Origin of the sequence: Streptomyces capillispiralis (assembly GCF_007829875.1) — a bacterium.
In the GTDB taxonomy this organism is placed as follows: domain Bacteria; phylum Actinomycetota; class Actinomycetes; order Streptomycetales; family Streptomycetaceae; genus Streptomyces; species Streptomyces capillispiralis.
Genome location: NZ_VIWV01000001.1, coordinates 538110 through 561995, shown reverse-complemented (window position 1 = coordinate 561995; position 23886 = coordinate 538110). Strand labels below are relative to the sequence as shown.

The window sequence follows — 23886 nt, the reverse complement described above, 5'->3', positions numbered from 1 at the left end:
CCCGTGCCATGCCCGCAGATTCCGGCAGGCCCGCCCCGTCCAGACGTCAGATCCTCCTCACCGCGTCCGCCGCGACCGCCGTGACCCTCGCGACACCGACGGCCACGGCCACGGCCGCACCCGCGGCCGCCGGACCGGCCGGCGCGACCGCCACCGCGACCGCGGCCGCCGCCGGCCCGCGGCCGCAGCTGGAGGAGTTCGCCCTCTCCGAGGTCCGGCTGCTCGACAGCCCCTTCCTCGCCAACATGCGCCGCACCTGCGCCTACCTGCTGTTCGTCGACATCGACCGGCTGCTGCACACCTTCCGCCTGAACGTCGGCCTGCCGTCGGACGCGGAGCCCTGCGGCGGCTGGGAGGCGCCCGGCATCCAGCTGCGCGGCCACACCACCGGACACCTCCTCAGCGCCCTGGCCCAGGCCCACGCGGCCACCGGTGACCGGGCCTACGCGGACAAGGCCCGTGCGCTCGTCTCGGCGCTGGCCGAGTGCCAGCGGGCGGCGCCGTCGGCCGGCTTCCACCGGGGCTACCTCTCCGCCTTCCCGGAGACCGTCTTCGACCAGCTGGAGGCCGGAGGGAAGCCGTGGGCGCCGTACTACACCCTGCACAAGATCATGGCCGGTCTGCTGGACCAGTACCGGCTGGCCGGTGACCGGCAGGCGCTGGACGTCCTGCTGGAAATGGCCGCCTGGGCCGACGCCCGTACGGCACCGCTGTCCCGCGAGCGGATGCAGACCGTGCTGAAGGTCGAGTTCGGCGGCATGAACGACGTCCTCACCCAGCTGTACCTGGTGACCGGCGACCCGGCGCACCTGCGCACCGCGCGGCGCTTCGACCACGACGAGCTGTACGCGCCGCTGGCCGCCGGCCGCGACGAACTCGCCGGCCGCCACGCCAACACCGAGATCGCCAAGGTGGTCGGCGCCGTGCCCGGCTACGAGGCCACCGGCGAGCGGCGGTACCTCGACATCGCCGACACCTTCTGGACCACCGTCGTACGCCACCACTCGTACGCCATCGGAGGCAACTCCGACAAGGAACTCTTCGGCCCTCCCGGCGAGATCGTCAGCCGCCTGTCGACGGTCACCTGCGAGAACTGCAACAGCTACAACATGCTCAAGCTCGGCCGGCACCTCTTCCGCCACCGGCCGGAGCGCGCCGAGTACCTGGACCACTACGAGTGGACCCTCTACAACCAGATGCTCGCCGAGCAGGACCCCGACTCCGCACACGGCTTCGTCACCTACTACACCGGGCTGTGGGCGGGTTCGCGGCGGGAGCCCAAGGGCGGACTGGGCGCCGCCCCCGGCAGCTACAGCGGCGACTACGACAACTTCTCCTGCGACCACGGCACCGGCCTGGAGACCCACACCAAGTTCGCCGACACCATCTACTTCCGCGGCCGCGGCACCCGCCGGCCCGAGCTGTACGTCAACCTGTTCATCCCCTCCGAGGTCCACTGGAGCCAGACGGGCGTGACGATCCGCCAGGAGACGGAGTACCCGGCCGGCGACCGCACCCGGCTCACCGTCACCGGCGGACAGGCGCGCTTCACCCTGCGCCTCCGCGTCCCCGGATGGGTGGCCGACGGCGACGAGCGCGCCGTGCTGAAGGTCAACGGCCGCACCGCCGGGGCACCGCTGGAACCGGGCACCTACGCCGGCGTCACCCGCCACTGGCGCACCGGGGACACCGTGGAACTCGTCCTGCCGCGCGTCCCGGTCTGGCGCCCCGCGCCCGACAACCCGCAGGTGGCATCGTTGTCCTACGGTCCGCTGGTGCTGGCCGGCACCTACGGCGACACCGGCCTGGCGACCCTGCCCGTCATCCGCCCCGACACCCTGCGCCGGACCCCCGGCGAGCGCACCGCGTTCAGCGCGGTCGCGGACGGCGCCCGCGTCTCCCTGCGCCCCTTCCACGAGGTCCACCACCAGCACTACAACGTGTACTGGGCCGTCCCGCCGAGGCCCGCGCCCGCACGGGACGTGGCCCGCTACCCCCTCGACGAGGGCAGCGGCACCTCGGCCGCCGACCGCACCGGAACCTTCGCCGCCGCCTCCCTCGCGGGCGGCGCCGCCTGGAGCACCGACGGCGGCGTGACCGCCGTGACCCTCGACGGACGCGACGGCCACATCGCGCTCCCCGCCGGACTGCCCAGCGGACTCGACGAGCTGACCGTGTCCGTACGCGTCCGGGTGGACGCCCTCGTCCCGTCCGCGCGCGTCTTCGACCTCGGCTACCACAAGGACACCTACCTCTTCCTCGCCGCCACCACGGGTGCCGGCCGCGCCCGCGCGGCGCTGAAGATCTCCGGCATGGAGCGCGAGGACGTCATCGACGCCACCGGCCCGCTGCCCACCGGCCGGTGGGTCCACGTCGCCCTCACCCTCGGCGGCGGCACCGGCGTCCTCTACCTCGACGGGACCGAGGCGGGCCGCAACACGGCCATGGTGGCGAGCCCCCTGCTGCTCGGCCGCACCAGCCGCAACTTCCTCGGCCGCTCGCAGAACAGCACCCACCCCTGCCTGCGCGGGGCGTTCCGCGACTTCCGGCTGCGCAACCGGGCCCTCACCGCCGACGAGGTACGGCAGCTCGCCCAGGGCTGAACGACGCCCGCCCGCCCCACCACCACCCACTCCAGGAGCTGCGCCATGCCCGAAGAGGCGACACCCCGACCCACCGAAAGCCCCCTGTCCAGACGCCGGTTCGTGGCCGCCGCCGGAGCAACCGGCGCCCTGGTCGCCGTGGGCCTGCCCGAGGCCGCCCACGCCGCCGGGACGTCCCCCACCTCCGCGGGACCCGACCGGGGGGCCTTCTCGCCCCGGCACTTCGCCGACCCGCGCCGCGACAGCCGCCCCACCGTCTACTGGTACTGGAACGGCCCCGTCACCCCCGACCTGGTCGACCGCCAGATGGCGGACCTCCGGGACAAGGGCATGTACGAGGTGATCCTCTTCTCCTTCGACAACGCCGAGATGACCCCGGTGTTCTTCACCGAGGAGTGGTTCGACATCGTCGGCCACGTCCTGCGCACCGCCGAACGCACCGGCATGCGCGTCTGGCTCTTCAACGACGACCACTTCCCCAGCGGTCGCGCCGGGGAGTACATCGTCAAGGGCGGACAGGTCGGCGGCCGCACCTACGCCCCCCGCCCCGAGCTGCGCCTGAAGGCACTGGCCCGCTCCACCACCGTGGTGCGCGGCCCCGCCGCCGTGGACCTGCGGCGCAGCACCGGGGTCGGCGTGGAGGCGGGACGCCTGGTGGCCGACGCCGCGGTCCTCGACGGCGCCACCGTCCTGCGCGACAGCGCCGGCTGGGGCGACTACACCGTCACCGGCAGCGCCAAGGCCGAACACGGCGCGGCCGGCCTCGTCGTCCGCGGCTCGGCCGACGCGCGCGCCGGGTACGCCGTCACCTTCGACCAGACCGGCGTGGTCACCGTCCACCGCCTCACCCCCGGCGCCGAACCGGCCGAACTGCTGCGCAGCACCCGCACCGACGGCTTCAACCGGACCAAGTACCACACCCTGCGGGTCACCGTCCGCGCCGACAGCGTGCACGTCACGCTCGACGGCCGGGACAAGGGCACCGTCCAGGACTCCGCCCATGCCACGGGCGGCGCCGGTGTGCGCGCCGTCGACGACCAGCGCGCCCTCTGGGAGAACCTCACCGTCGAAGGCGCCGACGGCACCGTCCTGTACGACTCGGCCTTCGACGAGCCCTCCGCCGCCCGCGTCTTCCCCGAGAAGGACCTGTCCACCGAGCACTTCACCCTCGCCGCCGCGGCGGCACGCCCCGTGGGCGCGGCCGGCCCGGCCGACGTGGCCGACCTCACGGGCCGGCTGACGGGCGACCACACCTGGCAGGTACCGGCGGGGGAGTGGCAGGTGGACCTCTTCGGCGGGGTCGCCCTCGTCGACGACTCCCAGGGCTACAGCCGCAGTTACATCGACCTGCTCGACGACGAACCGGTCGAGCTGTTCCTGGACATCGTCCCCGCCGAGTACCACCGCCGCTTCGGACGGTACTTCGGCACGGTCGTCCCCGGCTTCTGGGACGACGAGCCCTTCTTCGCCTCCGCCGAGGCCCACTTCAAGCGCCTGCCGTGGTCGCCCTCCCTCGACCGGGCCCTGCGCTCGGTCGGCGTCACCCCCGGAACCGCCTACGCCGCCGCGTTCGACGACCTCGGCCGGGCGGGCCGCACCGTCCGCGGCCGCTACTGGCAGGCCGTCTCCAACCGCTTCGCCCGGGCCTTCGAGAAGCAGGCACGCCTCTACGACGAGTGGGGCGTCTCCCTCATCACCAACCCCCTCTACGACGAGACGTCCCCCGCCAAGCGCATCGTCACCACCGGCGACCTGCACAAGGTCAACCAGTGGGCGCAGGTGCCCGGCGGCGACATCATCACCGCCGAGTACAAGGCCGGCGAGCCCACGATGATCCCCCGCAACCCGGTCTCCGTCGCCCACCAGATGGGACGCGAACGGGCCCTGCTGGAGATGTTCGGCAACATGGGCTGGCAGGTCACCCCCGCCTTCGTGCACGCCACCGTGGGCGCGCAGGCAGCCCGCGGCGTCAACCTGACGGTGCTGCACGCGCTGTGGACCGACGAGACCCGCGTCTACTTCCCGCCGCCGTTCGGCCCGCGCGCCCCCTGGTGGTGGGCGATGCGCCCGCTCGCCGAGTGGATCGGACGGCTCATGGAGGCCGGCCGCGGCACCTCCGCCGCCCGCACCGCGCTGCTCCAGCCGCAGCGCGCCGCCGAGCAGGCGACGGGCACCGACCGGCAGGGAGCCGTCGACGGCCCGCTCTCCGACGCCGCCTACGCCCTGGAACGCTCCCAGGTCGACTTCGACCTGCTGCACGAGGGCGCCCTCACCGGCGACCCGGCGCTGCGCGCCCACGCCGACGTCCGCGGAGGCCGGCTCGTGGTCGGCGCCGCCGCCTACGACCTCGTCGTCGTTCCCGCCACACCGACCCTGGACGTGGCCGGCCTGCGGGTGCTGCGCGAGTTCGTCCGCGCGGGCGGCACCGTGATCGCGGTGGGCGCCCTGGACACCGACGAGGCCGACGGCAGCGACCGCAGCCTCGCGCACGGTCTGGCCGGCCTCTTCGGCGACCGCGTACCCGGCAGCCGCACCCTCGGGCGCGGACACGCCGTACGGGTCGCGGACACCGGCGCGCTGGGCGCCGCCGCGATCGACGCCGGAGCGGCCGCCGCCGTCCTCGACCCGCCCCGGGGCGCCCTCCGGGTGCTGCGCGTGCGGCAGGGCGCGGACACCGTCTTCCTGCTCAACAACGAGAGCGGCGAGCGGATCACGACCGTCGCCGACCTGCCCGCGGCCGGCGTCCCCGAGATCTGGGACCCGGAGACCGGCACCGGCGGCCCGGCCCCGCTGCACCGCGGCACCAAGGACGGGGTACGGCTCCCGCTGGACCTCGATCCCTACCAGAGCCTCGTCGTCGTGGTGCGCCCCGGCGTCCGGCACGAACCCCACCTCACGGACTCGCCCCTGCCGGTCCTGGCCGTGGAACGCCACGGCACGGTGCTCAGGGCCACCGTGGAGGCCGCCGCGCCCGGCACGCACACCCTCACCGGCACCGACGGCCGCCACCTGCACCGCGGTACCGTACGCGTCGACGACCCGCTCGAACCGGTCCCGGTGACCGGCGACTGGACGTTCACCTTCGCCCGCGAGGGCGCCACCCCCGTCACCGCGCCCCTGGGCAGCTGGACGGCGCACGACTCGCTGTTCTCCGGCAGCGGCACCTACACCACCGACCTCGACGTCGACGCCGACCGGTTGCGCGGCCGCCGGGTCCTGCTGGACCTCGGGGACGTGCGCGACGTCGCCGAGGTCACCGTCAACGGCACCGCGCTGCCGCCGCTGCTGTGGGCGCCGTTCGTCGCCGACGTCACCGAGCGGCTGCGCCCCGGGCGCAACACGCTGAGCGTGCGCGTCTCCAACACGCTGTCCAACGAACGCAGGAAGCCCCTGCCGTCCGGCCTGCTCGGCCCGGTGACCCTCCGGTTCCGGCGCCGCGCGACGGTCGAACTGCCCCGCGTCTGACCCCTGGTCCCGGGACCGCGCCCAGCCCGGCCGGTCCCGGGACCGCGCCCCCCTCCGTCCCCGACCGCCCACTCACCCGGCAGGAAGCCACATGCCCATACCGCAACCGCACCGCAGACCCGGCCGCTGGTCCGCCGCCCTGGCCGCCGCCACCGCCTTCGTGACCGTGCTGTCCGGAGCGGTCACCGCCGACGCCGCCACCGGCACCGCCTCCCCGACCCGGCTGCGCACCCAGCACCTCACCGAGGCCCTGGGCATCGACGACACCACCCCCGACCTCAGCTGGGAGATCGACGCCGACCAGCCCGGCACCCGGCAGTCCGCCTACCGGGTGCAGGCCGCCACCTCGCCCCGGCTGCTCAGCTCCTCCCGCCCCGACCTGTGGGACTCCGGCCGCGTCGCCTCGTCGGTACCGGCGACGACGTACGCCGGCCGGGAACTCACCTCCCGGACCCGGGTCTACTGGCGCGTCATGCTCTGGTCCGGGCCCGGACAGCGCCACGGCGGCTGGAGCCGGACCGCCGTCTTCGAGACCGGCCTGACCCGGCAGTCGGACTGGGGCGCGGACTGGATCACCCACCCCGACTGGCAGCTGAGCAGGCGCACGGTCGAGCCCGTCGTCGTCCGGCTCCCCCGGACCACCGCCCGCTACGTGCGCCTGGACGTCACCCGGCTCGGGCTGCCCCTCGCCGAGTCCTTCCCCGACCGCACCTGGCGGCTCCAGCTCGGTGAGATCGACCTGCGCGACTCCGGCACCTCCGCCACCGGCCTCGCCCGCGGCGCCACGGTGACCGCGTCCGAGACCGAAACGCTCCGCAAGACCTGGGAGCCCGCGCTGACGGTGGACGGCCTGCCCAACAGCGCCCTGCAGACCGCGGCCGGCTACCGCAGCGCCGCGCACACCGGACCGGACGTCTCCGCCACCCCGGTCACCCTCACCCTCGACCTGAAGTCCGTGAAGACCTTCGACGAGCTGGCCCTGTACCCGCGCGCCGACGTCCTCACCGACGACGGCAGGGTCCCCAACTTCCCCGTCGACTACGCCGTGTCCTCCGCCGACAACGCGACCGGCCCGTTCACCCCGCTCACCGAGGTCACCGGGCAGCGGCCGCCCGCCCCCTACCTGCCGGCCGGACTGCCCCTGCTCGCCGACGACTTCACCCTCCCCAAGGCGGTGCGCAGCGCCCGCCTCTACATCGCCGGACTCGGCATCCACGACGCGAGCATCAACGGCGAGCCCGTCGGCGACGCGGTCCTCGAACCCGCCAACACCGACTACGCCGAGCGCGTCCAGTACGCCACCTACGACGTCACCGACCGGCTGCGGCCCGGCGCCAACACCATCGGCGTGGCCCTCGGCAACGGCATGTCCAACGTCGTCAGCACCGCCGACCGCTACCGCAAGCTCTACGGCAACCTCAGCGACCCCAAGCTGATCGCCCGGCTGGAGGTCACCCTGGCCGACGGCCGGGTCCGCACCCTGACCAGCGGCGACGACTGGCGCACCACCCTGGGGCCCACCACCTCCTCCAACTGGTACGGCGGCGAGGACTACGACGCCCGCCGGGAGATCCCCCACTGGGACGAGCCCGCCGGCGACCGCGCCGACTGGCGGCACGCCACCGAGGTCCGGGGTCCCGGCACCGCCGAGCGGCCCGCCGTGCTCAGCGCCCGCGAGACCGAACCCATCCGGGTGATCGAGACGCTCCCGGGCCGGGAGGTGGACGGCGCCGACGGCAGCCGCGTCTTCGACCTCGGCCGCAACATCGCCGGCTGGCCCGAGATCACCGTGAGCGCGCCCGAGGGCACCGCGATCCGCGTCTACCCCGCGGAGAGCCTGAAGGACGGCCACGCCTTCCAGTCCATCAGCAACGTCGGCGCCCCGCTGTGGGACTCCTACACCGCCCGGGGCCGCGGCGACGAGACCTGGCACCCGCGCTTCAGCTACCACGGCTTCCGCTACCTCGAACTCAGGGGGGTGCCCGAGGACGCGACGGTGAGCGTGCGCGGACACGTCCTGCACACCGACAACACCTCGGCCGGTGACTTCACCAGCTCCGACCCGCTGATCAACGACATCCACTCGCTCATCCGCCGCTCCATCGAGGGCAACATGATGAGCGTCCTCACCGACTGCCCGAGCCGCGAGAAGCTGGGCTGGCTGGAACAGAACCAGCTGGTCTTCCCGGCCCTCGCCGGCAACTACGACATGCAGTCCTACCTGCGCAAGATCGTCCGCGACATGGCGGACGCGCAGACCACCGAGGGCCTGATCCCGAGCACCGTGCCGGAGTACACCAGCCTGCCCGGCGGCTACCGCAACGACTCCAACTGGGGCGGCGCCTTCGTCCTCGTCCCCTGGCAGCTCTACACCACCTACGGCGACCAGCAGACCCTCGAGACGTACTACCCGCGCATGCGGCAGTACGCGGCCTTCCTGGAGACCCAGGTCAAGGACGGCATCCTCGACTACGGCCTCGGCGACTGGTTCACCCCCGACCGGACCTTCCCGCGCGCCGTGGCCGGCACCTACGGCTACTGGCGGGTCGCCGACGCCCTCAGCCGCATCGCCACCGTCCTCGGCGACGAGGACGCCGCCGACACCTACCGCGCCAAGGCCGACGCCAGCGCCAAGGCCCTGTCCGCGAAGTACTACGACGCGACCACCGGCACCTTCGGCGGCGGCGGTCACGGGGCCGAGGCGCTCGCCCTCGACATGGGCGCCTACCCGGCGGGGGAGCGGGACCGCCTGCTCACCCACTTCACCACCGCGATCAAGGACGCGGGCCACCACCTGATCCTCGGCGAGATCTCCCTGCCCGCCGCCTTCCGGGTGCTGAGCGGCGAGGGACGCGACGACATCGTGCACGCCATCGCCACGCGGACCACCAGCCCCAGCTACGGCTACCAGGTGCGCGCCGGCAACACCACGCTCGGCGAGTCCTGGGACGGGGGCCCGGGCCAGTCGCAGAACCACTTCATGCTCGGCGCCATCGACTCCTGGTTCACCACCCGCGTCGCCGGCATCTCCCAGACCGCCGACTCGATCGGTTACGCCGAGCTGCTGATCGACCCGGCCGTCGAGGGCGACATGACCTCGGCGTCCGGCTCCTACCGCACCCCGTACGGCACGGCCCGCACCGACTGGGTGCGCACGGCCGACACCTTCCGGCTGACCGTGGACGTCCCGGCCGGCAGCACCGCGGAGGTGCACGTGCCCGCGGCCGGCGGACGCGCCGAGGCACCCGAGGGAGCACGGCTGCTGCGCGTGACCGGTGAGGAGGCCGTCTACCAGGTGGGTTCGGGGCACTGGACCTTCGACTCGGCCCCGCCGCGGTCCTGAGGGACACCCGTCCCACGAGCCCCGGCCGTGCCCCTCGCAGGGGTGCGGCCGGGGCCTCACCGCGTCCGGCCGCGCCTGCGGCCGTACGGCGGACACGGGGTTGGCCGCGGCCGCACCGGGGTACTGCGATGCGTCGTCCCCGGTGTTCCGCCGTTCCGCCGTTCCGCCGTTCCGCCGTTCCGGCCAGGAGGTCCGCATGTCCGTCCCCACCGCCCCCAGCAGCAAGGCCGCCGTCGTCACCGGCGCCGACTCCGGCATCGGCCGGGCCACCGCCGTACGCCTGGCCGCCGCGGGCATGGACGTGGGCATCACCTGGCACAGTGACCGGGAGGGGGCCGAGGAGACGGCACGGGAGGTCCGGGCGCACGGACGCCGGGCCGAGGTGGCCCCCATGGACCTCACCCGGCTGCCCGAGGCCGCGGACACGGTGGACGAGCTGTGCGACCGGCTGGGCCGCGTCGACGTGCTGGTCAACAACGCCGGCACCGGCACGATGACGCCCTTCCTCGACCTCGATCCGGGCACGGTCCGCGAGGTCCTGGACGTCGATCTGATCGGCCCGTTCCTGTGCGGCCAGAAGGCGGCCCGGCACATGATCCGGCAGGGCGACGGGGGCCGCATCGTCAACGTGACGTCCGTGCACGAGCACCAGCCCCGCGTGGGCGCCGCGCCCTACTGCGCCGCCAAGGGCGGCCTCGGGCTGCTCACCCAGGTCATGGCGCTGGAGCTCGCCGAGTACGGCATCACCGTCAACGCGGTCGCCCCCGGAGAGATCGCCACGCCGATGACCGGACAGGAGGACGTCGATCCGCACACCGAGAGCCGTCCCGGCGTCCCGCTCGGCCGGCCCGGCGACGCCCGCGAGGTCGCCGCGGTGATCGCCTTCCTCGCCGGCCCCGACGCCTCGTACGTCACCGGCGCCTCCTGGAGCGTGGACGGCGGAATGCTCCGGATGGGCCCGCAGGCCGGGTCGCACCTGACGAGTGACGACTGGCGGCGGCCCTGATCGGAGGCGCCCGGGACGCCCTGGACACCCCGTTCGTCCCGTTTGCGCTCTACCCTCGATGCATGACCGAAAGCGCGAGCCCGTACATGTCGCACCCGCGGATCATGGTGCTCGGGGTACAGCCCGGGACTCCGCCGTTCCGCATCGTGGAGATCGACGGACAGGTGGTCGGCGAGGCCAGGACCGTCACCGACGTGCTGCACGCCGCGGCCGCGTTCGGGATCACGGTCCATGACCTGGACGATCCGGACGTGGTCCGCTGGGTGGGCGGGGACAAGTTCACCTGGACCGTACGCCGGGCCCCACGGGTCCGCCGCGAAGGGAGCCGCCGGCACTGAGCACCTGCCCGGCCGGGCGTCCGGCCGCCGGGCCGGACCCACGGGCGGTGACGTCCGCGCACCGCTTCCGGAGGCCGGCCCGCGCGGCGCGGTGGCGCCGTGTCCCGCGGGACACCGCTCAGGGCTCGCGCTGTCGCGCGTGCACGGTGCGGCCGAGGCGCCGGCCCAGCAGCAGATAGCCGATCAGCGCCCCGCCGGTGTTCAGGATGACGTCGTCGATGTCGAAGGCGCGTCCGGTCACCAGGGCGCCCTGTGCCACTTCCACCAGCAGCATCACACCGGCCGTCAGCAGCAGGATCCGCAGGAACCCGCGGGTGCGCGGGGCGACGACCGGCGCGAGCACGCCGAAGGGCACGCCGAGCACGATGTTGCCGCCGATCTGGCGCACGGCGTCGCGCAGGGCGGGCTGGTCGAGATAGGCCCGCAGCGAGCGGCCCGGCCGCAGATTGGTGTGGGTCAGCGCCTCCGAGGCGGGGGAGGGCACCAGGGTGAGCCGGGCCAGGACCACGGCGAAGACGACCATGAACACGAAGGCGCACAGCATCGCCAGCAGCCGCAGGGGCAGGGGGAGCGGGCGGGGGGCGGCGCGGGCCATGCGATCCTCCAGTCGTCAACTGCCGTGTGGTGACTGCCGGTTACCCGCTGACGGGCCGGTCACGCCGGTCCCTGACACACCGGTCAGTCGCCGTAGGTGACCCGCACCTTCTCGAACCCGAGGGAGCGCAGCAGGCCTTCGAGCATGTCCGTGGTGTTCGTCTCGGCCCGCGCGGTCAGTCCGCTCTCCTTCGCCGCGTCGCCGATGTGCCGCACCGCCAGCTTCTGCACCGCCTGTTCACTGTTGGGGTTGTCCGAGAACAGGTCACCGAGGCGGTTGAGCAGCCCGCGCTGCTTGGACACGGCGTACGAGCGCCCGGGGTCGAGGGCCGGCGTGCCCAGCCGGGCGTGCGGCAGCCGCAGCGTGGCGGACGTACGGTCCTCGTCGACCCGTACGTCTCCCTCGTCCAGCGCGCCGAGGTCGACATAGGCGTCGACGGTGCCCGCGCCCACGTACAGCGTGCGGCTGCCGCGGACCGCGTCGGGCAGGAACCTCGCGTCCTTCTCCAGGTCCACCACCACCTGGAAGTTGCCCGAGGCGGCCTCGTAGCGGCTGATGTCCTGGATGGACTCCAGGAGCGCCGGTCCGGAACGGTCCCTGGTCTCCGTGCCGAACAGGTCCTTCAGTCCCGGCAGCACGCTCAGCCGGAGCCCGGCGAACAGCACGGCGAGCAGCAGCACCACCGCACCGAGCACCTTCAGCCAACCCGGTACGCGTCGGGCCGGTTCCTTCACGGGAGCGGTCATGGCGACGGCCCTCCTTCCTTACGACCGGATGCCCCTCGGTTCCCCGTCCAAGACAGGGCGGTCGAGGAACGGACGGGCCGCACCGGAGGCACGGAGGGGGCGCACGGCACCCGTCACACGGCGCCGGGGGGTGCCGTCACACCGGGCCGGAGGTGGACTCGGGCTGGTCCAGGGCCGCGTCCAGCGTCGGCCACGGGGGCAGCAGCCGCGACAGGCCGGTGATCCGGAGCATGCGCAGGGTCATCGGATGGGCGCAGACCAGGGAGAGGCGGCCGGGCCCGTCCGTGACGCGGTGCCGGGCCCGGTACAGCAGGCGCAGGCCGGAGAGGTCGAAGAACTCGACGCGGGTCAGGTCGATGACGATCCGGGCGTCCGGTGCGGCGGTCGCCATGTCCAGATGGGGCACGATCTCGGCCTCCGCGGCGATGTCGATCTCACCGCGGAACTCCAGCACCGTGTGTCCCCGGTCCTGGCGGACGCGCAGATGCCGGGTCAGCGGCGCAGGTTCGTACCGCACGACGCCATCGCCTCCAGCCTGCTCCGTGCAACGGGGGAGGGGATCGGCTCCAACACCGGTTCCCTCCCTGCAAGTTACCTTCGGTCGAGTGCATTTGAGCATGTTCGATTGACATATGTCTTCGAATTGCGACCGAGTTCTTCCGAACCGGTCCGGCGGGCCGGGCGGACCCTCTTCGGAGCGTGACGGGATCCTCACGTCCGGCAGCGGCCGGAGTTGATCCGCAATGCATCCAACCGGATAAGCTCCTTACCAGCGCTGCGAGTTGGCCCCGGTCGCGACGGGTCGCTTCGCGGTGCGCAGTCATGAGTGCGGTCCCTTGCACACCCCCCATGTCGATCGTGTCGCCTCGAAGGATGCAGATGGAACTCGCCACTCCGCCACCGGCGGCGCGGCCCCCCGTCGCCTGGCACAGCTGGTGGCTGATGCCGCTCGGCCTCGGCGGCGGGACGATCGCCGCCACGTCGATGAGCTCGGACCGGATCACCACGGCCGTCCTCGGCGCCGCCGCGACGGCCGCCTGCGCCGTGTGCGTGCGGCTGCTGCTCCGCAGCCGGGTCCACCTGCTGAGGGCCGAGGCCGGCTTCCGGGCGTCGCAGGCCGAGCTGACACAGCAGTGGCAGCAGCACATGGCGGGCCAGGAGCGGAAGTTCGCCGCCGAACGCGCCGCACAGGAGGACGCGTTCACCGAGCAGGGCGCCGCCTGGGAACGGCGGCTCGCGGAGCAGGCCGCCGCCTGCGAGGACCGGCTCGCGGACCACTCCCAGGCGTTCGAGGAGCGGCTGGCCGAGCAGGCCGGGGCCCACGCGGCACAGCTCGCCGAACGGGAGGAGGCATGGGAGGCGCGGCTCTCCCATCAGCTCGCCGCCGTCACCCGCCTCGCCGACGAGCAGCTGCCGGAGGCGATCGCCCGGCTGCGCTCCGGTGACGCCATCGACGACCTGCTGCCGAGCGTCGAGCGGTGCGCGGAGGTCGGCGCCGACCTCCAGGCCCAGCTCCGCAGGATCCTGCGCACCGCCCTCATCGGCCTGGAGGAGGAGTTCGACCGCTCCACCTCCGCCGAACAGGCCGTCATCAGCATCGGCAACCGCATCCATGTACTGACCAGCAAGCTTCGCGGCCGACTGCACGAGATGCAGGGCGAACACGGCCGGCTGCCGGCCGTCGCGCGGGGGCTGATGGAGCTCGACCAGGAGATCGGCCCCGCCGACTGCCTGGCCGCCAGCATCGGCGTCCTGGGCGGCTCCGACCGGCCCGGGCGGCAGTGGCAGGAACCGCAGCGACTGCTCAGCGTGGTGCGCGGCGGCATCGGCCGGATCAAGGACTTCCACCGCATCCAGCTGAGCCGGCTGCCCGAACTCGGCGTCGACGGCGGCCTGGTGGACCACCTCACCCTGATCTTCGCCCACCTCCTCGACAACGCGGCCCGCTACTCGCCGCCCACCGAACCCGTGGTGATCTCCGGCCGGGAGGTCCCCAACGGTGTCGGCATCGAGATCCAGGACTCCGGCAAGGGGCTGAGCGAGGAGAAGAAGCGCGAGGCCGAACACGCCCTCGCGGGCACCGCGCCCGGCGCCGGCATCGGCGGCATCACCGAGGACGCCAACATCGGCCTCCGGGTCGTCGGCATCCTCGCCCGCCGCTACGGCATCCGGGTCACCTTCGCGGACTCGCCGTGGCTCGGTACCTCCGTGGTGGTCGTCGTACCGCACAAGTACTTCAGCCCGCTGCCCACCGCCACGGCCACCGCGGCGGAATCCCGCACCGCGGAGCCGGCCGTCGTCACCGAGCCGCCCGCGGACGATCCCGCCGGGCCGGCCGACACCACCCCCGGCGGACTGCCCCGCCGCCGCAGCGGCCGGCGGACCGGGACGGACGCCGCGCGGCCCGCCGCGCGGACCGCGCCGGGGGAGCCCGGCACGGTGTCCGTCGTACCGCCGGACGCCTCCTTCACCGGCCTCGCCGCCTTCGCCACCGCCGGACGCGCCACCGACCCGGCGCCCCGGACGGACGGCGACCCCGCCACCCCCGCCGGACGTGAGTCCACCGAGCACCGCACCGAAGAGAGCGACCAGACCACATGACGCACCAGGGAACCGACGTGAGCTGGGCGCTCCGCGATCTCGTCGAGAGCATCCAGGAGATCCGCTTCGCCCTCGTGGCCTCCAGCGACGGCAAGGCCATCACCTCCTACGGAGCCGACGACCCCGACGACGTGGACCGCTTCGCGGCCGTGGTGGCGGGGCTTCAGGCCCTGGCCCAGCCGGTCGCCGAGCAGTTCCCCGCCTACGCGGGACAGCTGCGCCTGGCGATGATCGAGGTCGACGGCGGCCACCTCTTCGTGGTCCGGGCGGGAGTGGAGACCTACCTCGGCGTCCTCGCCCGGGAGGGCCTGGACCAGGGGCTGCTCGGACACCAGATGAGGGACCTCGCCCGCAGGATGGGCGAGCTCCTCGGCACCACTCCGCGCCTGGAGGAGCACTCTGGATGAGTGCTCCCCGCCGACCCGTGGACCCGTCCGGTCTCGAGCGCTACTACGTCCTGACCCAGGGGCGCAGCGGACCGGGCGAGTCGGCGGCCGGCCTCGACGTGGCGACCCTCGTCGTCTCCCGTTCCGCCCCCGTCCCGGGGCTCCAGCACGAGCACGAGGAGATCATCAGGCGCTGCCGGGAACCGCTCTCGGTCGCCGAACTCGGCGCCCACCTCGGGCTGCCGTTCAACATTCTCGCGGTGCTGCTGTCCGACCTGCTGGACGCAGGCCGTGTGGAGGCCCGTGACCCCATCCCGGCACACGTCGCCGGCCGCGGGCCCGACCTCGCGCTCCTTGAGGAGGTACTCAGTGGACTTGAAAGGCTTTGACGGACCCGGTCGGCGGGCCAACGGCAGTATCCGCTCGGTGAAGGTGATGATCGCCGGCGGCTTCGGCACCGGCAAGACCACCATGGTCCGCTCGGTCAGCGACATCAGGCCGCTCACCACCGAGGAGACCCTGACCGCGGCCAGCGTCGGCGTCGACGACCTGATCGGGGTCGCCGAGAAGTCGCAGACGACCGTCAGCCTGGACTTCGGCAAGATCGGCCTCAACGACGGCCTGGTGCTGTACCTGTTCGGCACCCCCGGACAGGAACGGTTCTGGTTCCTGTGGAACGGGCTGTTCAAGGGGGCGCTCGGCGCGGTCGTCCTGGTGGACACCAGGCGGCTGGCCTCCAGCTTCCGGGCGATCGAGGAGATGGAGCGGCAGAACGTGCCGTTCGTCATCGCCCTCAACGTCTTCCCCGACTCCCAGCACTACCCGGAGGAGGAGGTCCGGGACGCGCTGGACATCCCCGCGCACATCCCGGTCGTGTCCTTCGACGCCCGTGACCGCGCCGCCAGCCGTGACGTGCTCCTCGCCCTCATCCGGCACCTGAAGGACCGCTCGGCCGCCGTGGCGGAGTCCCGATGAGCGCCTCCGACACCCCGCGCGGCTGTCCCGTCGCCCACCACGGCGCGGAACTCACCCGGCTGTACGGGCCGGAGGCGGCCACCGACCCGGCCGCCGTCTACGAACGGCTGCGCAAGGAACACGGCTCGGTGGCGCCGGTGCTGCTGGAGGGCGAGGTGCCGGCCTGGCTGGTGCTCGGCTACCGGGACGCCCGGCGGGTGCTGGACAACCCCCGCCAGTTCAGCCGGGACGCCCGGATCTGGCGGGACTGGCTGGACGGCCGCGTCGACGAGGCCTCACCGCTGATCCCGATGATCGGCTGGCGCCCCGACTGCGTCTCCCAGGACGGCGAACCGCACCGCCGGCTCCGCGGGGCCGTCACCGACGGTCTCCAGGCGGCGGCCGGGCGGGGCATCCGCCGGCACGTGACGCACTACGCCAACAAGCAGATCGACGCCTTCGCCGACGCCGGACACGCCGACCTGGTCGCCGACTACGCCGAGTACCTTCCGATGCTCGTCCTCAGCCGCGTCCTGGGGCTGCCCGAGGGGGAGGGACGCGATCTGGTCGAATCCTGCGCCCAGGTCCTCAAGGGCGGCGAGGACGCCGTCACGCACAACGCGCGCATCCAGGACATCCTCGGCGAACTCGTCGTCCGCAAGCGCTCCGAGCCCGGCGGCGACCTCGCCACCGCCCTGCTGGAGCACCGCGCCGGGCTCGACGAGGACGAGATCGTCAGCCATCTGCGTCTGGTGCTGATCGCCGCGCACACCACCACCAGCAATCTGCTGGCCCGGGTGCTGCAACTGCTCCTGACAGACACCTCCCGGCTCTCCGGCCTGATCAGCGGCCAGCTGAACGTCTCCGCGGTGGTGGAGGAGGTCATGTGGGACAGCCCGCCGCTTGCCGTCCTGCCGGCCCGCTTCGCCGCCAGCGACCTGGAACTGGGCGGTCACCGCGTCCAGGAGGGCGACCTGCTGGTGCTGGGCCTCGCCGCGGGCAACCGGGACCCCGAGATCCGTCCGGACACCGCCGTCTCCGTCCAGGGCAACCAGGCGCACCTGGCCTTCAGTTCGGGCCCCCACGAGTGCCCCGGGCAGAACATCGGCCAGGCGGTCATCGAGATAGCCGTCGACGTCCTGCTGCACCGGCTGCCGGGACTGCGGCTGGCGGTGCCGCCGGAGGAGCTCAGCTCCACCGCCTCCACCTGGGAGTCCCGGCTGGACCGCCTGCCCGTCGAGTTCGGCGGGTGAGGCCGCTGCCCGGCCCGTGCGGCCGGGCAGCACCGCCGGTCACACCGTCAGCAGATCGTCCACCGAGCCCCGCCCGGCCTGTTCGGCGGTGGCCACCGGGCCCTCCTTCGCGTCCGCGTACCGGCCGCTGGTCAGCGCCCACTCGTAATTGCCGTTGATCCAGTGCTGGATGGCCTCCACGCCCCGGCGCACCCGGTCGCGCTCGTCCGCGTCGAGACCCAGCTCGTCGCACATCTGCGGCACCCGCGCCTCGAGTTCGAGGTACTCCTCCAGGCACGCGGACGTCATGCGGTACGCCTCGGCGGTGGCCTCCTCCCAGGAGCAGCCGCGCTCGCGGTGCAGCACGGCGATCAGGTTGTGGCCGTCACCGCGGCGCCGCTCCCGCTCGAAGGAGTGGATGTCGTTCATGAACCCGATGGTGTCCGCGCCCAGATCGCGCAGACGCTCCATCAGCGGGTGCGCCATCGCCTGCGGCGGGACCTCGAAGCCGCGGCTGCGTTCGCCCGCGTCGATGCTGTGGTGGATGCCGACGGTACGGCGGCGGAAGGCGGCGTACTCCTCCAGGTCCAGCGTCCCGGCCAGCCCGCGGGCCGCCAGGTCGACCTCCTCGCAGTGCGCCACCAGGAACCGGCCCCAGGAGGCCGCGAACCGGGTCCTCCACGTCAGGGACATGCCATCGGAGAGGTGTTCCCAGACCTGGGCCCAGGCCAGGGTGATGGGGCAGGTGACCCTGGGCGTGCTCCCCGCGGGCCGCAGCGGGGTCACGATGAGCTCCCGGGCCACCTCGGCTATGCGCTCCGCGCGGTCCGGCCGCCCCGCGTCGAACTGGTCGTCGAACAGGAAGGCCAGGGAGAACCAGTTCATCAGGACGACCATGTCCTCCGCCGAGGCGTGCGGATAGGTACGGGCGGCGGCCTGGGGCAGATCCCACGAGCGGTACTCCTCGAACCCGGCCCGGCTGCGGACCAGCCCCATATCCCACACCCAGCGCAGATGCCGCGCCCGGGCGTACTCCAGATGGTCGCTGACGGGGGTGTCGAAGGGGAGGTCGAACCGGACGTCCTGAGGCATGAGCTTCCTTTCGGGAGACGGAACGCAGAGTCCCCCGGCCCTGCGGACGGGCGGCCGTGGCGGCCACCCGCGCCCTCGAACTCGCCCTCCGTCAACGGAAGTTGAACCGAAAAGCGCTACGAGGCTGCCCCGAGCATAAATGATCTACACAGTGGACCCTCATGATGTCCGCCATTCCGCCGGCCACGTGAGGGACGGACCGTCCCACGCCGCTCAGGAGCCGTCCGCCCGGGAACCCGACTGAAACCGGCGAGCGGGGACAGGTGTTCACCTACCGGGCGGGGCACGAGCGCCCCGCGCCCCGGACCGAGGAGGAGACATGGCACTGGTGACTGCGGGCGTCGTGGTGCTCGACTGCGCCGAACCCGAGAAACTCGCCCAGTTCTACACGGAGTTGCTGGGGGCGAGCCAGGTCGACGCCCACGCCAACCGGGTGGAGATCCGGGCCGACGACGGCTTCCGCCTCGCCCTGCGCCGCGATGTCAACGCGACCGCGCCGAGCTGGCCCCGCCCCGAGAACTCCCTCCAGGCGCACCTGGAGTTCGTGGTGGACGACCTCGACGCGGTGGAACGCCGGATCGTGAGCCTCGGCGGCCGTCCGATGGAGGCGGGCGACGCCTCGGGCCCCACCGAGGAACGCGGCTACGCCGACCCGGCGGCCACTCCTTCACCGTCCGCCGGGGCGCGCCCACGGCCCCCAAACAGGGGTGACCCCGCCGCGCCGGGCGGCGGGGCGGGCGTACGGACACCGCTGAGGCGGGCGGTGTCCGTACCGGCGGATCAGTCGCGGCCGCCCTTCTCGGGAACCGGCCAGGTTCCCGTGGAGCGCTCGATGGCCTTGGCGCCCGCACGGTCCACCGCGCTGCGCACCACCGCGAAGATGGCGCCCTGGATCGCCGCGGCCAGCAGGATCTCGCCCCAACGGCGGTCCCGGTCCAGCGCGTCCGGGGCGTCGTCCTCGTGCCGGACCACCTTCCAGACCTTCTGGAAGGCCATCCCCGCCACGGTTCCGCTGGTCCAGCCCAGCGCGAATCCGATGGGCTTGTACGCCATGGGCAGCTTCTTCTTGGCCTTCTTGCTCTTCTTCGCCACGTGGATCTCCTGGGTTCGGATTCGATGGATGGAACGGGTGCCCGGACGGGCGGTCAGGGGAGGCCGCGTGCCGGCACCTCCTCGCCGGCCGGCACCGGCCCCGGTGGTGTGCCGTCGCCGAACGGCCGGCCGCCCAGCTCCTCACGGTGATGGGGCGTCGTCCAGCCGGACAGGTCGGGACCGAGGGGCACGATGCCGGTCGGGTTGATGCCGGTGTGCACCCCGTAGTAGTGCCGCTTGACGTGGTCGAAGTCCACGGTGTCGCCGAAACCGGGCGTCTGGTACAGGTCACGGACGTACGCCCACAGCACCCGGTTCTCCGTCAGTTTCCACCGGTTGCACTTGAAGTGGCCGTGGTACACCGCGTCGAACCGCACCAGCGTGGTGAACAGCCGGATGTCCGCCTCGGTGAGGGTGTCCCCGACGAGGTACCGCTGCCGCTCCAGCCGCCGGGCCAGCAGCTCCAGCCGCCGGAACAGCGCCGTGCACGCGGCCTCGTACTCCTCCTGGCCGGTGGCGAAACCCGCCCGGTACACACCGTTGTTGACGTCCTGGAAGACGTCCTCCATCAGCGCGTCGATCTCGTCGCGCCGTGCCCGCGGGTACAGGTCGGGCGCCCCCTCGCGGTGCAGCGCCGTCCACTCGGTGGCGAGGTCCAGGGTGATCTGCTGGTAGTCGTTGGTGACCAGCTGCCCGCTGGGCACGTCCACCACCGCGGGAACGCTCACCCCGCCCGGGTAGTCCGTCTCCCGCCGGTCGTACGCCTCGCTCAGATACCGGATGCCGAGAACCGGGTCGCGGCCGTCCGGATCCAGCGTGAAGCGCCAGCTGCGGTCGTCCTGAAGGGGGTCGGCGACGGCCAGCGACAGCGCGTCCTCGAGTCCGAGCAGTCGGCGCGACACCAGCGCCCGGCTCGCCCACGGGCAGGCGCGGCTCACCACGAGCCGGTACCGGCCGGCCGTCACCGGCCACCCGTCCCGGCCGTCCGCGGTGATCCGGTCCGCGAAGTGCGCCCTCGACCTCTTGAACGCCTTCCTGCCGTACGCGCTGTTGCCGCCGCCCCCGTCGTCGCGGCCCATGGTGCTCTCCTTGTCGCCGTCGGGATGTCCCTGTGACCGCGTTCCCCGTTTTCCGCCGACGGCACGGTGTGACCTAGGCCGACCGGGGCAATCGCCGGACGTGAGTACACGATCGGATCGCAGAACCCGCGTCACCGTGCTGGTGGCGCTCGCAGCCAATCTGGTGATCGCGGTGGCCAAGGCCGTCGGCGGTGTGCTGGCGTCCTCGCCCGCGCTGCTGTCGGAGGCGGCGCACTCGGTGGCCGACAGCCTCAACGAGGTGTTCCTGCTCGCCGCGCTGCGGCGCAGCCGGCGCCCGGCCGACCGGCGTCACCCCTTCGGATACGGCAAGGAGCGGTTCTTCTGGGCCCTGCTGGCAGCCGTCGGCATCTTCGTGATGGGTGGCTGCTTCTCCTTCTTCCAGGGCGTCGAGGCCCTGACGAGCGGCGGCGGGGAGGACCGCGAGGGTTATGTGGCCGGTCTGATCGTGCTCGGTGTCGCCCTGCTCGCCGAGGGGGGTTCACTGCTGCGGGCCCTGTACCAGGTGCGCCGGCAGGGCGGCAGCATCACCGCGGTGCGCGATCCGGCGCTGCGCACGGTGGTCGCCGAGGACGGCACCGCGGTGCTGGGCGTCACCCTGGCCATGGCGGGCATGGCGCTGCACATGATCACCGGAGAGGTGGTGTGGGAGGCGGGCGCCTCGCTCGCCATCGGCGCCCTGCTGGTCTACGTCGCCTACCGGCTCGGGCGGGACGCCCGGGACCAGCTGATCGGCGAGGCCGCCGACCCGGAGTCGAGCGGGCGGATCCGCGAGCTGCTGCGCGCACAGCCCGAGATCGACAGCGTGGAGGCGCTCCTGACGATGAAGACGGGACTGGACACCGTCCTGGTCGCCGCCCGCGTCGACCTGGTGCCCGGACTGGAGAGCGAGCGGCTGGAGCAGGTCGCCATACGCATCAAGCGGTCCATCGCCCACTGCGTGCCCGAGGCGCGGCAGATCTTCCTCGACATCACCGAACGCGGCTCCGCGGACGCGCGGGAGGCATGGGAAAGCCCCGCCGCGACGGGGGAACGCGGCGGGGCCTGACTGACGGCTGCCCGGCGGCCGGCACTTCATGCGCGCCGGCCGGAGGAAATGCCGCGGGCGGGCGTCTAGGCGGGAGTCAGTGCCATCCGTACCGCGAGCGCCGTCATCACCCCGCTCGCCACCAGCGCGGTCACCAGCCGGCCCCGGTGACCGGTCAGTGCCCGGCCCAGCAGGGCGCCGCCCCCGGCGAGCAGCACCTGCCAGCTCGCGGACGCGGCGAACGCCGCCGTCACGAACACGGCCCGCTGCGCGAACCCCGCCGCGGCCCCACCCCCGGAGCCGAGCACGAGCGCCGCGAAGTAGAGCACGGTGGTGGGGTTGAGCAGGGTGATGCCGAGCAGCGCCAGATACGCCCGGGCGGCGCTCGACGGGACGGCCCCGGCGCGGCCGGCGGGCCTGCGGCCCCGGTACCGCCGTACGGCCGTGGCCGCGCCCCACGCCGCCAGCGCGAGCAGCACCAGGACGCAGACCCAGCGCAGCGGCGCCAGCACCGGCCGCAGCACCGACGCCAGGGCCGAACCGCCGGCCGTGGCCGCGAGGGCGTAGAGCCCGTCGGCGGTGGCGACCCCGAGGGCCGCGCCGATCCCGGTGCGCAGGCAGGTGCGGGCGGTCAGGGAGACGAGGTACGTCCCGACGGCACCCACGGGGACGGCGATGCCGTAGCCGGCGAGCAGCCCGGCCAGCAGGGCCGCCGTCACGGGCGGGGAGGTGTCGGTCCTCCGTGCGGTGCGGAGCGCTGCTGTCGTCCCGCGGCGGGTGCGGTGACGGACGGCGGCACGGTGAGGGAGCGGATACGCATGGCAGGATCCTGGGGCCTTCCTTCCGTGACGGGCAATCGGTTTATCCGCACGGGTGACTAGGGTTCCCCGGGTGACCCAACAGGCCGAACAGCACGAACAGCACCGGGCGAGCGGGACGGACGGGACGCGCGACCGGCGCCCCGCGCGCGGGAAGCCCTTCCTCTACGTCGTCGTCTGCGCCGCCGGTGTCGCCGCGGACGTCAGCAAGCTGATCACCTCCGCACAGGAACGGGACTGGGAGGTCGGTGTCATCGCGACACCGCTCGCCATGAACGGTTTCTTCGACCCGGCCGCCGTCGAGGCCCTGACCGGCCGTCCGATCCGGTCCGCCTGGCGCACCCCGGGCGAGCCCCGCCCCTTCCCGGCGCCCGACGCCGTGGTGGTCGCGCCCGCCACCTTCAACACCGTCAACAAGTGGGCCGCGGGCATCGCGGACACCCTCGCCCTGGGCACCCTGTGCGAGGCCGCCGGTCTCGGCGTACCGATCGCCGTCCTGCCGTGCGTGGCCGAGGCGTTGGCCGCCCATCCGGCCTACCGGGACAGCCTCATCCGGCTGCGCGGCATGGGGGTGCGGATCGGCGAACCGTACGCGGGGGAGGCCGATCCGCACGGCGGGCGGCCGGAGTTCGGCTGGGAGCGGGCGCTCGACCTCCTGGGACCGCCTCCGGCCGCGGGCACCTGACCACTCGCCCCCGCGGCCCGTCCTGCCGAGCCGTCCCCGGTCGCGCCGGCTCCCCGCGGGGCGACGGACGGGCGGCCGGGCGCCGCCCCGGGGCGGCGGACGCGGGCCGCCGGACCTGCCGGCGACGCGCCCGCCGCCGGCCGGTCAGGGCCCGCTGCCCGGCTGGAGCACCGTGAGGAACACCGACGACGAGTCGCCGGACACCGGGACCGCGCCGGCCCGCCACGGCACCTCCAACGGGTCCCGTTCGTCCGGTGGGGTGACGAGGAGGGCCGCCGGGGTGGCCGTACGGGCGCCGCTGACACCGGGGCTCGCGTACCGCAGCCCCGCCCAGGCGCTCTCGCCGGGCGCCAGCGTGACGGTCGCCGGGTCGCCGGGGGTGCGCTTCGGGTCCCGGCCCAGCTGCCCGCCCGCCGCGTCCACGAACGCGGCGCCCGGATAGCCGTACAGGGTGCAGGTGCGCGAGGACACGTTCGTCAGCACGACGGGGAAGTTGCGCTGCCCCGCCCCCGGGTCCATGCGGCCGACGGCCGCGCTCAGCTCGGCGGTGCGGCACCGGGTCCCCGGGCGGTCCGTCCGCCCGGCCGCCGTCGTGGCCCGGTCGGCGGTGGAACCGGCGTCCTCGCTCGGGACGGCGCCGCGCGGGGAGTCCGCGACCGTCCGGTCGGCCGAGGCCGGGGAGCGCGGGGACGCGCCCGCGCCGCCGCCCTCCGTGCCGCACGACGCCAGCGCGCCGAGTACGGCGAGCGTGCTCACCACCGACGCGGCCGTCCGCCGTGACCTGCTGCTCCTCATGCCCGCCCTCC

General features: G+C 73.5%; 20 protein-coding genes and 1 pseudogene. 13 read left to right on the top strand and 8 right to left on the bottom strand.

The genetic code is table 11. The features are described 5' to 3' along the window. Positions 1–8: 8 nt before the first annotated feature. From FHX78_RS01880 to FHX78_RS01860, 5 genes are all read left to right on the top strand, one after another. Positions 9–2603 (top strand): glycoside hydrolase family 127 protein, encoded by a 2595-nt coding sequence (locus tag FHX78_RS01880; RefSeq protein ID WP_145865714.1) that lies wholly within the window; start codon positions 9–11, stop codon positions 2601–2603. Between the two features lie 45 nt (positions 2604–2648). Continuing rightward, positions 2649–6068 (top strand): glycosylhydrolase-like jelly roll fold domain-containing protein, encoded by a 3420-nt coding sequence (locus FHX78_RS01875; protein WP_145865713.1) that lies wholly within the window; start codon positions 2649–2651, stop codon positions 6066–6068. Between the two features lie 91 nt (positions 6069–6159). Further along, on the top strand, positions 6160–9411 hold the full coding sequence (locus FHX78_RS01870; RefSeq protein WP_145865712.1) for a family 78 glycoside hydrolase catalytic domain: 3252 nt from the start codon (positions 6160–6162) through the stop codon (positions 9409–9411). Positions 9412–9607: 196 nt separating this feature from the next. Next, positions 9608–10417, top strand: coding sequence for an SDR family oxidoreductase (locus FHX78_RS01865; protein ID WP_145865711.1), 810 nt, complete (start codon positions 9608–9610; stop codon positions 10415–10417). 62 nt (positions 10418–10479) lie between these two features. Next, positions 10480–10755, top strand: a complete 276-nt coding sequence (locus tag FHX78_RS01860) for a hypothetical protein (RefSeq protein ID WP_145865710.1) — start codon at positions 10480–10482, stop codon at positions 10753–10755. A 118-nt stretch (positions 10756–10873) separates the two neighbouring features. On the opposite strand, the gene FHX78_RS01855 is transcribed toward FHX78_RS01860, so the two are convergent. From FHX78_RS01855 to FHX78_RS01845, 3 genes are all read right to left on the bottom strand, one after another. Beyond that, positions 10874–11350 carry a VanZ family protein gene (locus tag FHX78_RS01855; RefSeq protein WP_145865709.1) on the bottom strand — a complete coding sequence of 159 codons (477 nt, stop codon included), beginning with the start codon at positions 11348–11350 and terminating at the stop codon, positions 10874–10876. Between the two features lie 83 nt (positions 11351–11433). Continuing rightward, positions 11434–12096 (bottom strand): DUF4230 domain-containing protein, encoded by a 663-nt coding sequence (locus tag FHX78_RS01850; protein WP_145865708.1) that lies wholly within the window; start codon positions 12094–12096, stop codon positions 11434–11436. 136 nt (positions 12097–12232) lie between these two features. After that, positions 12233–12613 (bottom strand): anti-sigma factor antagonist, encoded by a 381-nt coding sequence (locus tag FHX78_RS01845; protein WP_229923935.1) that lies wholly within the window; start codon positions 12611–12613, stop codon positions 12233–12235. 362 nt (positions 12614–12975) lie between these two features. Here FHX78_RS01845 and FHX78_RS01840 point away from each other — a divergent pair, with 362 nt between their 5' ends. The 5 genes from FHX78_RS01840 to FHX78_RS01820 are packed head-to-tail and all read left to right on the top strand — an operon-like array spanning position 12976 to position 17290. Further along, the gene (locus FHX78_RS01840; RefSeq protein WP_145865706.1) at positions 12976–14697 is read left to right on the top strand and encodes a sensor histidine kinase; all 1722 of its coding nucleotides are present in this window, start codon (positions 12976–12978) and stop codon (positions 14695–14697) included. Next, positions 14694–15104 carry a roadblock/LC7 domain-containing protein gene (locus FHX78_RS01835; RefSeq protein ID WP_145865705.1) on the top strand — a complete coding sequence of 137 codons (411 nt, stop codon included), beginning with the start codon at positions 14694–14696 and terminating at the stop codon, positions 15102–15104. The genes FHX78_RS01840 and FHX78_RS01835 overlap by 4 nt, the downstream gene beginning before the upstream one ends. After that, complete coding sequence (locus FHX78_RS01830; protein ID WP_145865704.1) at positions 15101–15472, top strand: DUF742 domain-containing protein; 372 nt, start codon at positions 15101–15103, stop codon at positions 15470–15472. Before FHX78_RS01835 ends, FHX78_RS01830 begins: the two co-directional genes overlap by 4 nt. After that, complete coding sequence (locus tag FHX78_RS01825; protein ID WP_145865703.1) at positions 15453–16058, top strand: GTP-binding protein; 606 nt, start codon at positions 15453–15455, stop codon at positions 16056–16058. The genes FHX78_RS01830 and FHX78_RS01825 overlap by 20 nt, the downstream gene beginning before the upstream one ends. Next, on the top strand, positions 16055–17290 hold the full coding sequence (locus tag FHX78_RS01820) for a cytochrome P450 (RefSeq protein WP_145865702.1): 1236 nt from the start codon (positions 16055–16057) through the stop codon (positions 17288–17290). Before FHX78_RS01825 ends, FHX78_RS01820 begins: the two co-directional genes overlap by 4 nt. Positions 17291–17329: 39 nt before the next feature. Here the strand turns inward: FHX78_RS01820 and FHX78_RS01815 are convergent, their stop codons facing one another. After that, positions 17330–18361 (bottom strand): 7-epi-alpha-eudesmol synthase, encoded by a 1032-nt coding sequence (locus FHX78_RS01815; protein WP_145865701.1) that lies wholly within the window; start codon positions 18359–18361, stop codon positions 17330–17332. Between the two features lie 319 nt (positions 18362–18680). Between FHX78_RS01815 and FHX78_RS01810 the strand changes: the two are divergent. Further along, positions 18681–19072: pseudogene (locus FHX78_RS01810) on the top strand (VOC family protein). A gap of 69 nt (positions 19073–19141) precedes the next feature. Here FHX78_RS01810 and FHX78_RS01805 read toward each other — a convergent pair. Both FHX78_RS01805 and FHX78_RS01800 read right to left on the bottom strand, forming a co-directional pair. Continuing rightward, positions 19142–19453, bottom strand: coding sequence for a DUF4235 domain-containing protein (locus FHX78_RS01805; RefSeq protein WP_145865700.1), 312 nt, complete (start codon positions 19451–19453; stop codon positions 19142–19144). Between the two features lie 53 nt (positions 19454–19506). Beyond that, on the bottom strand, positions 19507–20532 hold the full coding sequence (locus FHX78_RS01800) for a glutathione S-transferase family protein (protein ID WP_145865699.1): 1026 nt from the start codon (positions 20530–20532) through the stop codon (positions 19507–19509). Positions 20533–20632: 100 nt separating this feature from the next. On the opposite strand from FHX78_RS01800, the gene FHX78_RS01795 reads away from it, so the two are divergent. Beyond that, the gene (locus FHX78_RS01795) at positions 20633–21598 is read left to right on the top strand and encodes a cation diffusion facilitator family transporter (protein ID WP_229923936.1); all 966 of its coding nucleotides are present in this window, start codon (positions 20633–20635) and stop codon (positions 21596–21598) included. Positions 21599–21663: 65 nt separating this feature from the next. Here the strand turns inward: FHX78_RS01795 and FHX78_RS01790 are convergent, their stop codons facing one another. Then, positions 21664–22296: a LysE family transporter gene (locus FHX78_RS01790; protein ID WP_145865697.1), complete on the bottom strand. Its 633-nt coding sequence runs from the start codon at positions 22294–22296 to the stop codon at positions 21664–21666. Between the two features lie 172 nt (positions 22297–22468). Between FHX78_RS01790 and FHX78_RS01785 the strand changes: the two genes are divergently transcribed. Next, the gene (locus FHX78_RS01785; RefSeq protein ID WP_229923937.1) at positions 22469–23080 is read left to right on the top strand and encodes a flavoprotein; all 612 of its coding nucleotides are present in this window, start codon (positions 22469–22471) and stop codon (positions 23078–23080) included. 144 nt (positions 23081–23224) lie between these two features. Here the strand turns inward: FHX78_RS01785 and FHX78_RS01780 are convergent, their stop codons facing one another. Then, on the bottom strand, positions 23225–23875 hold the full coding sequence (locus FHX78_RS01780; RefSeq protein ID WP_145865696.1) for a DUF4232 domain-containing protein: 651 nt from the start codon (positions 23873–23875) through the stop codon (positions 23225–23227). Between the last annotated feature and the right edge of the window lie 11 nt (positions 23876–23886).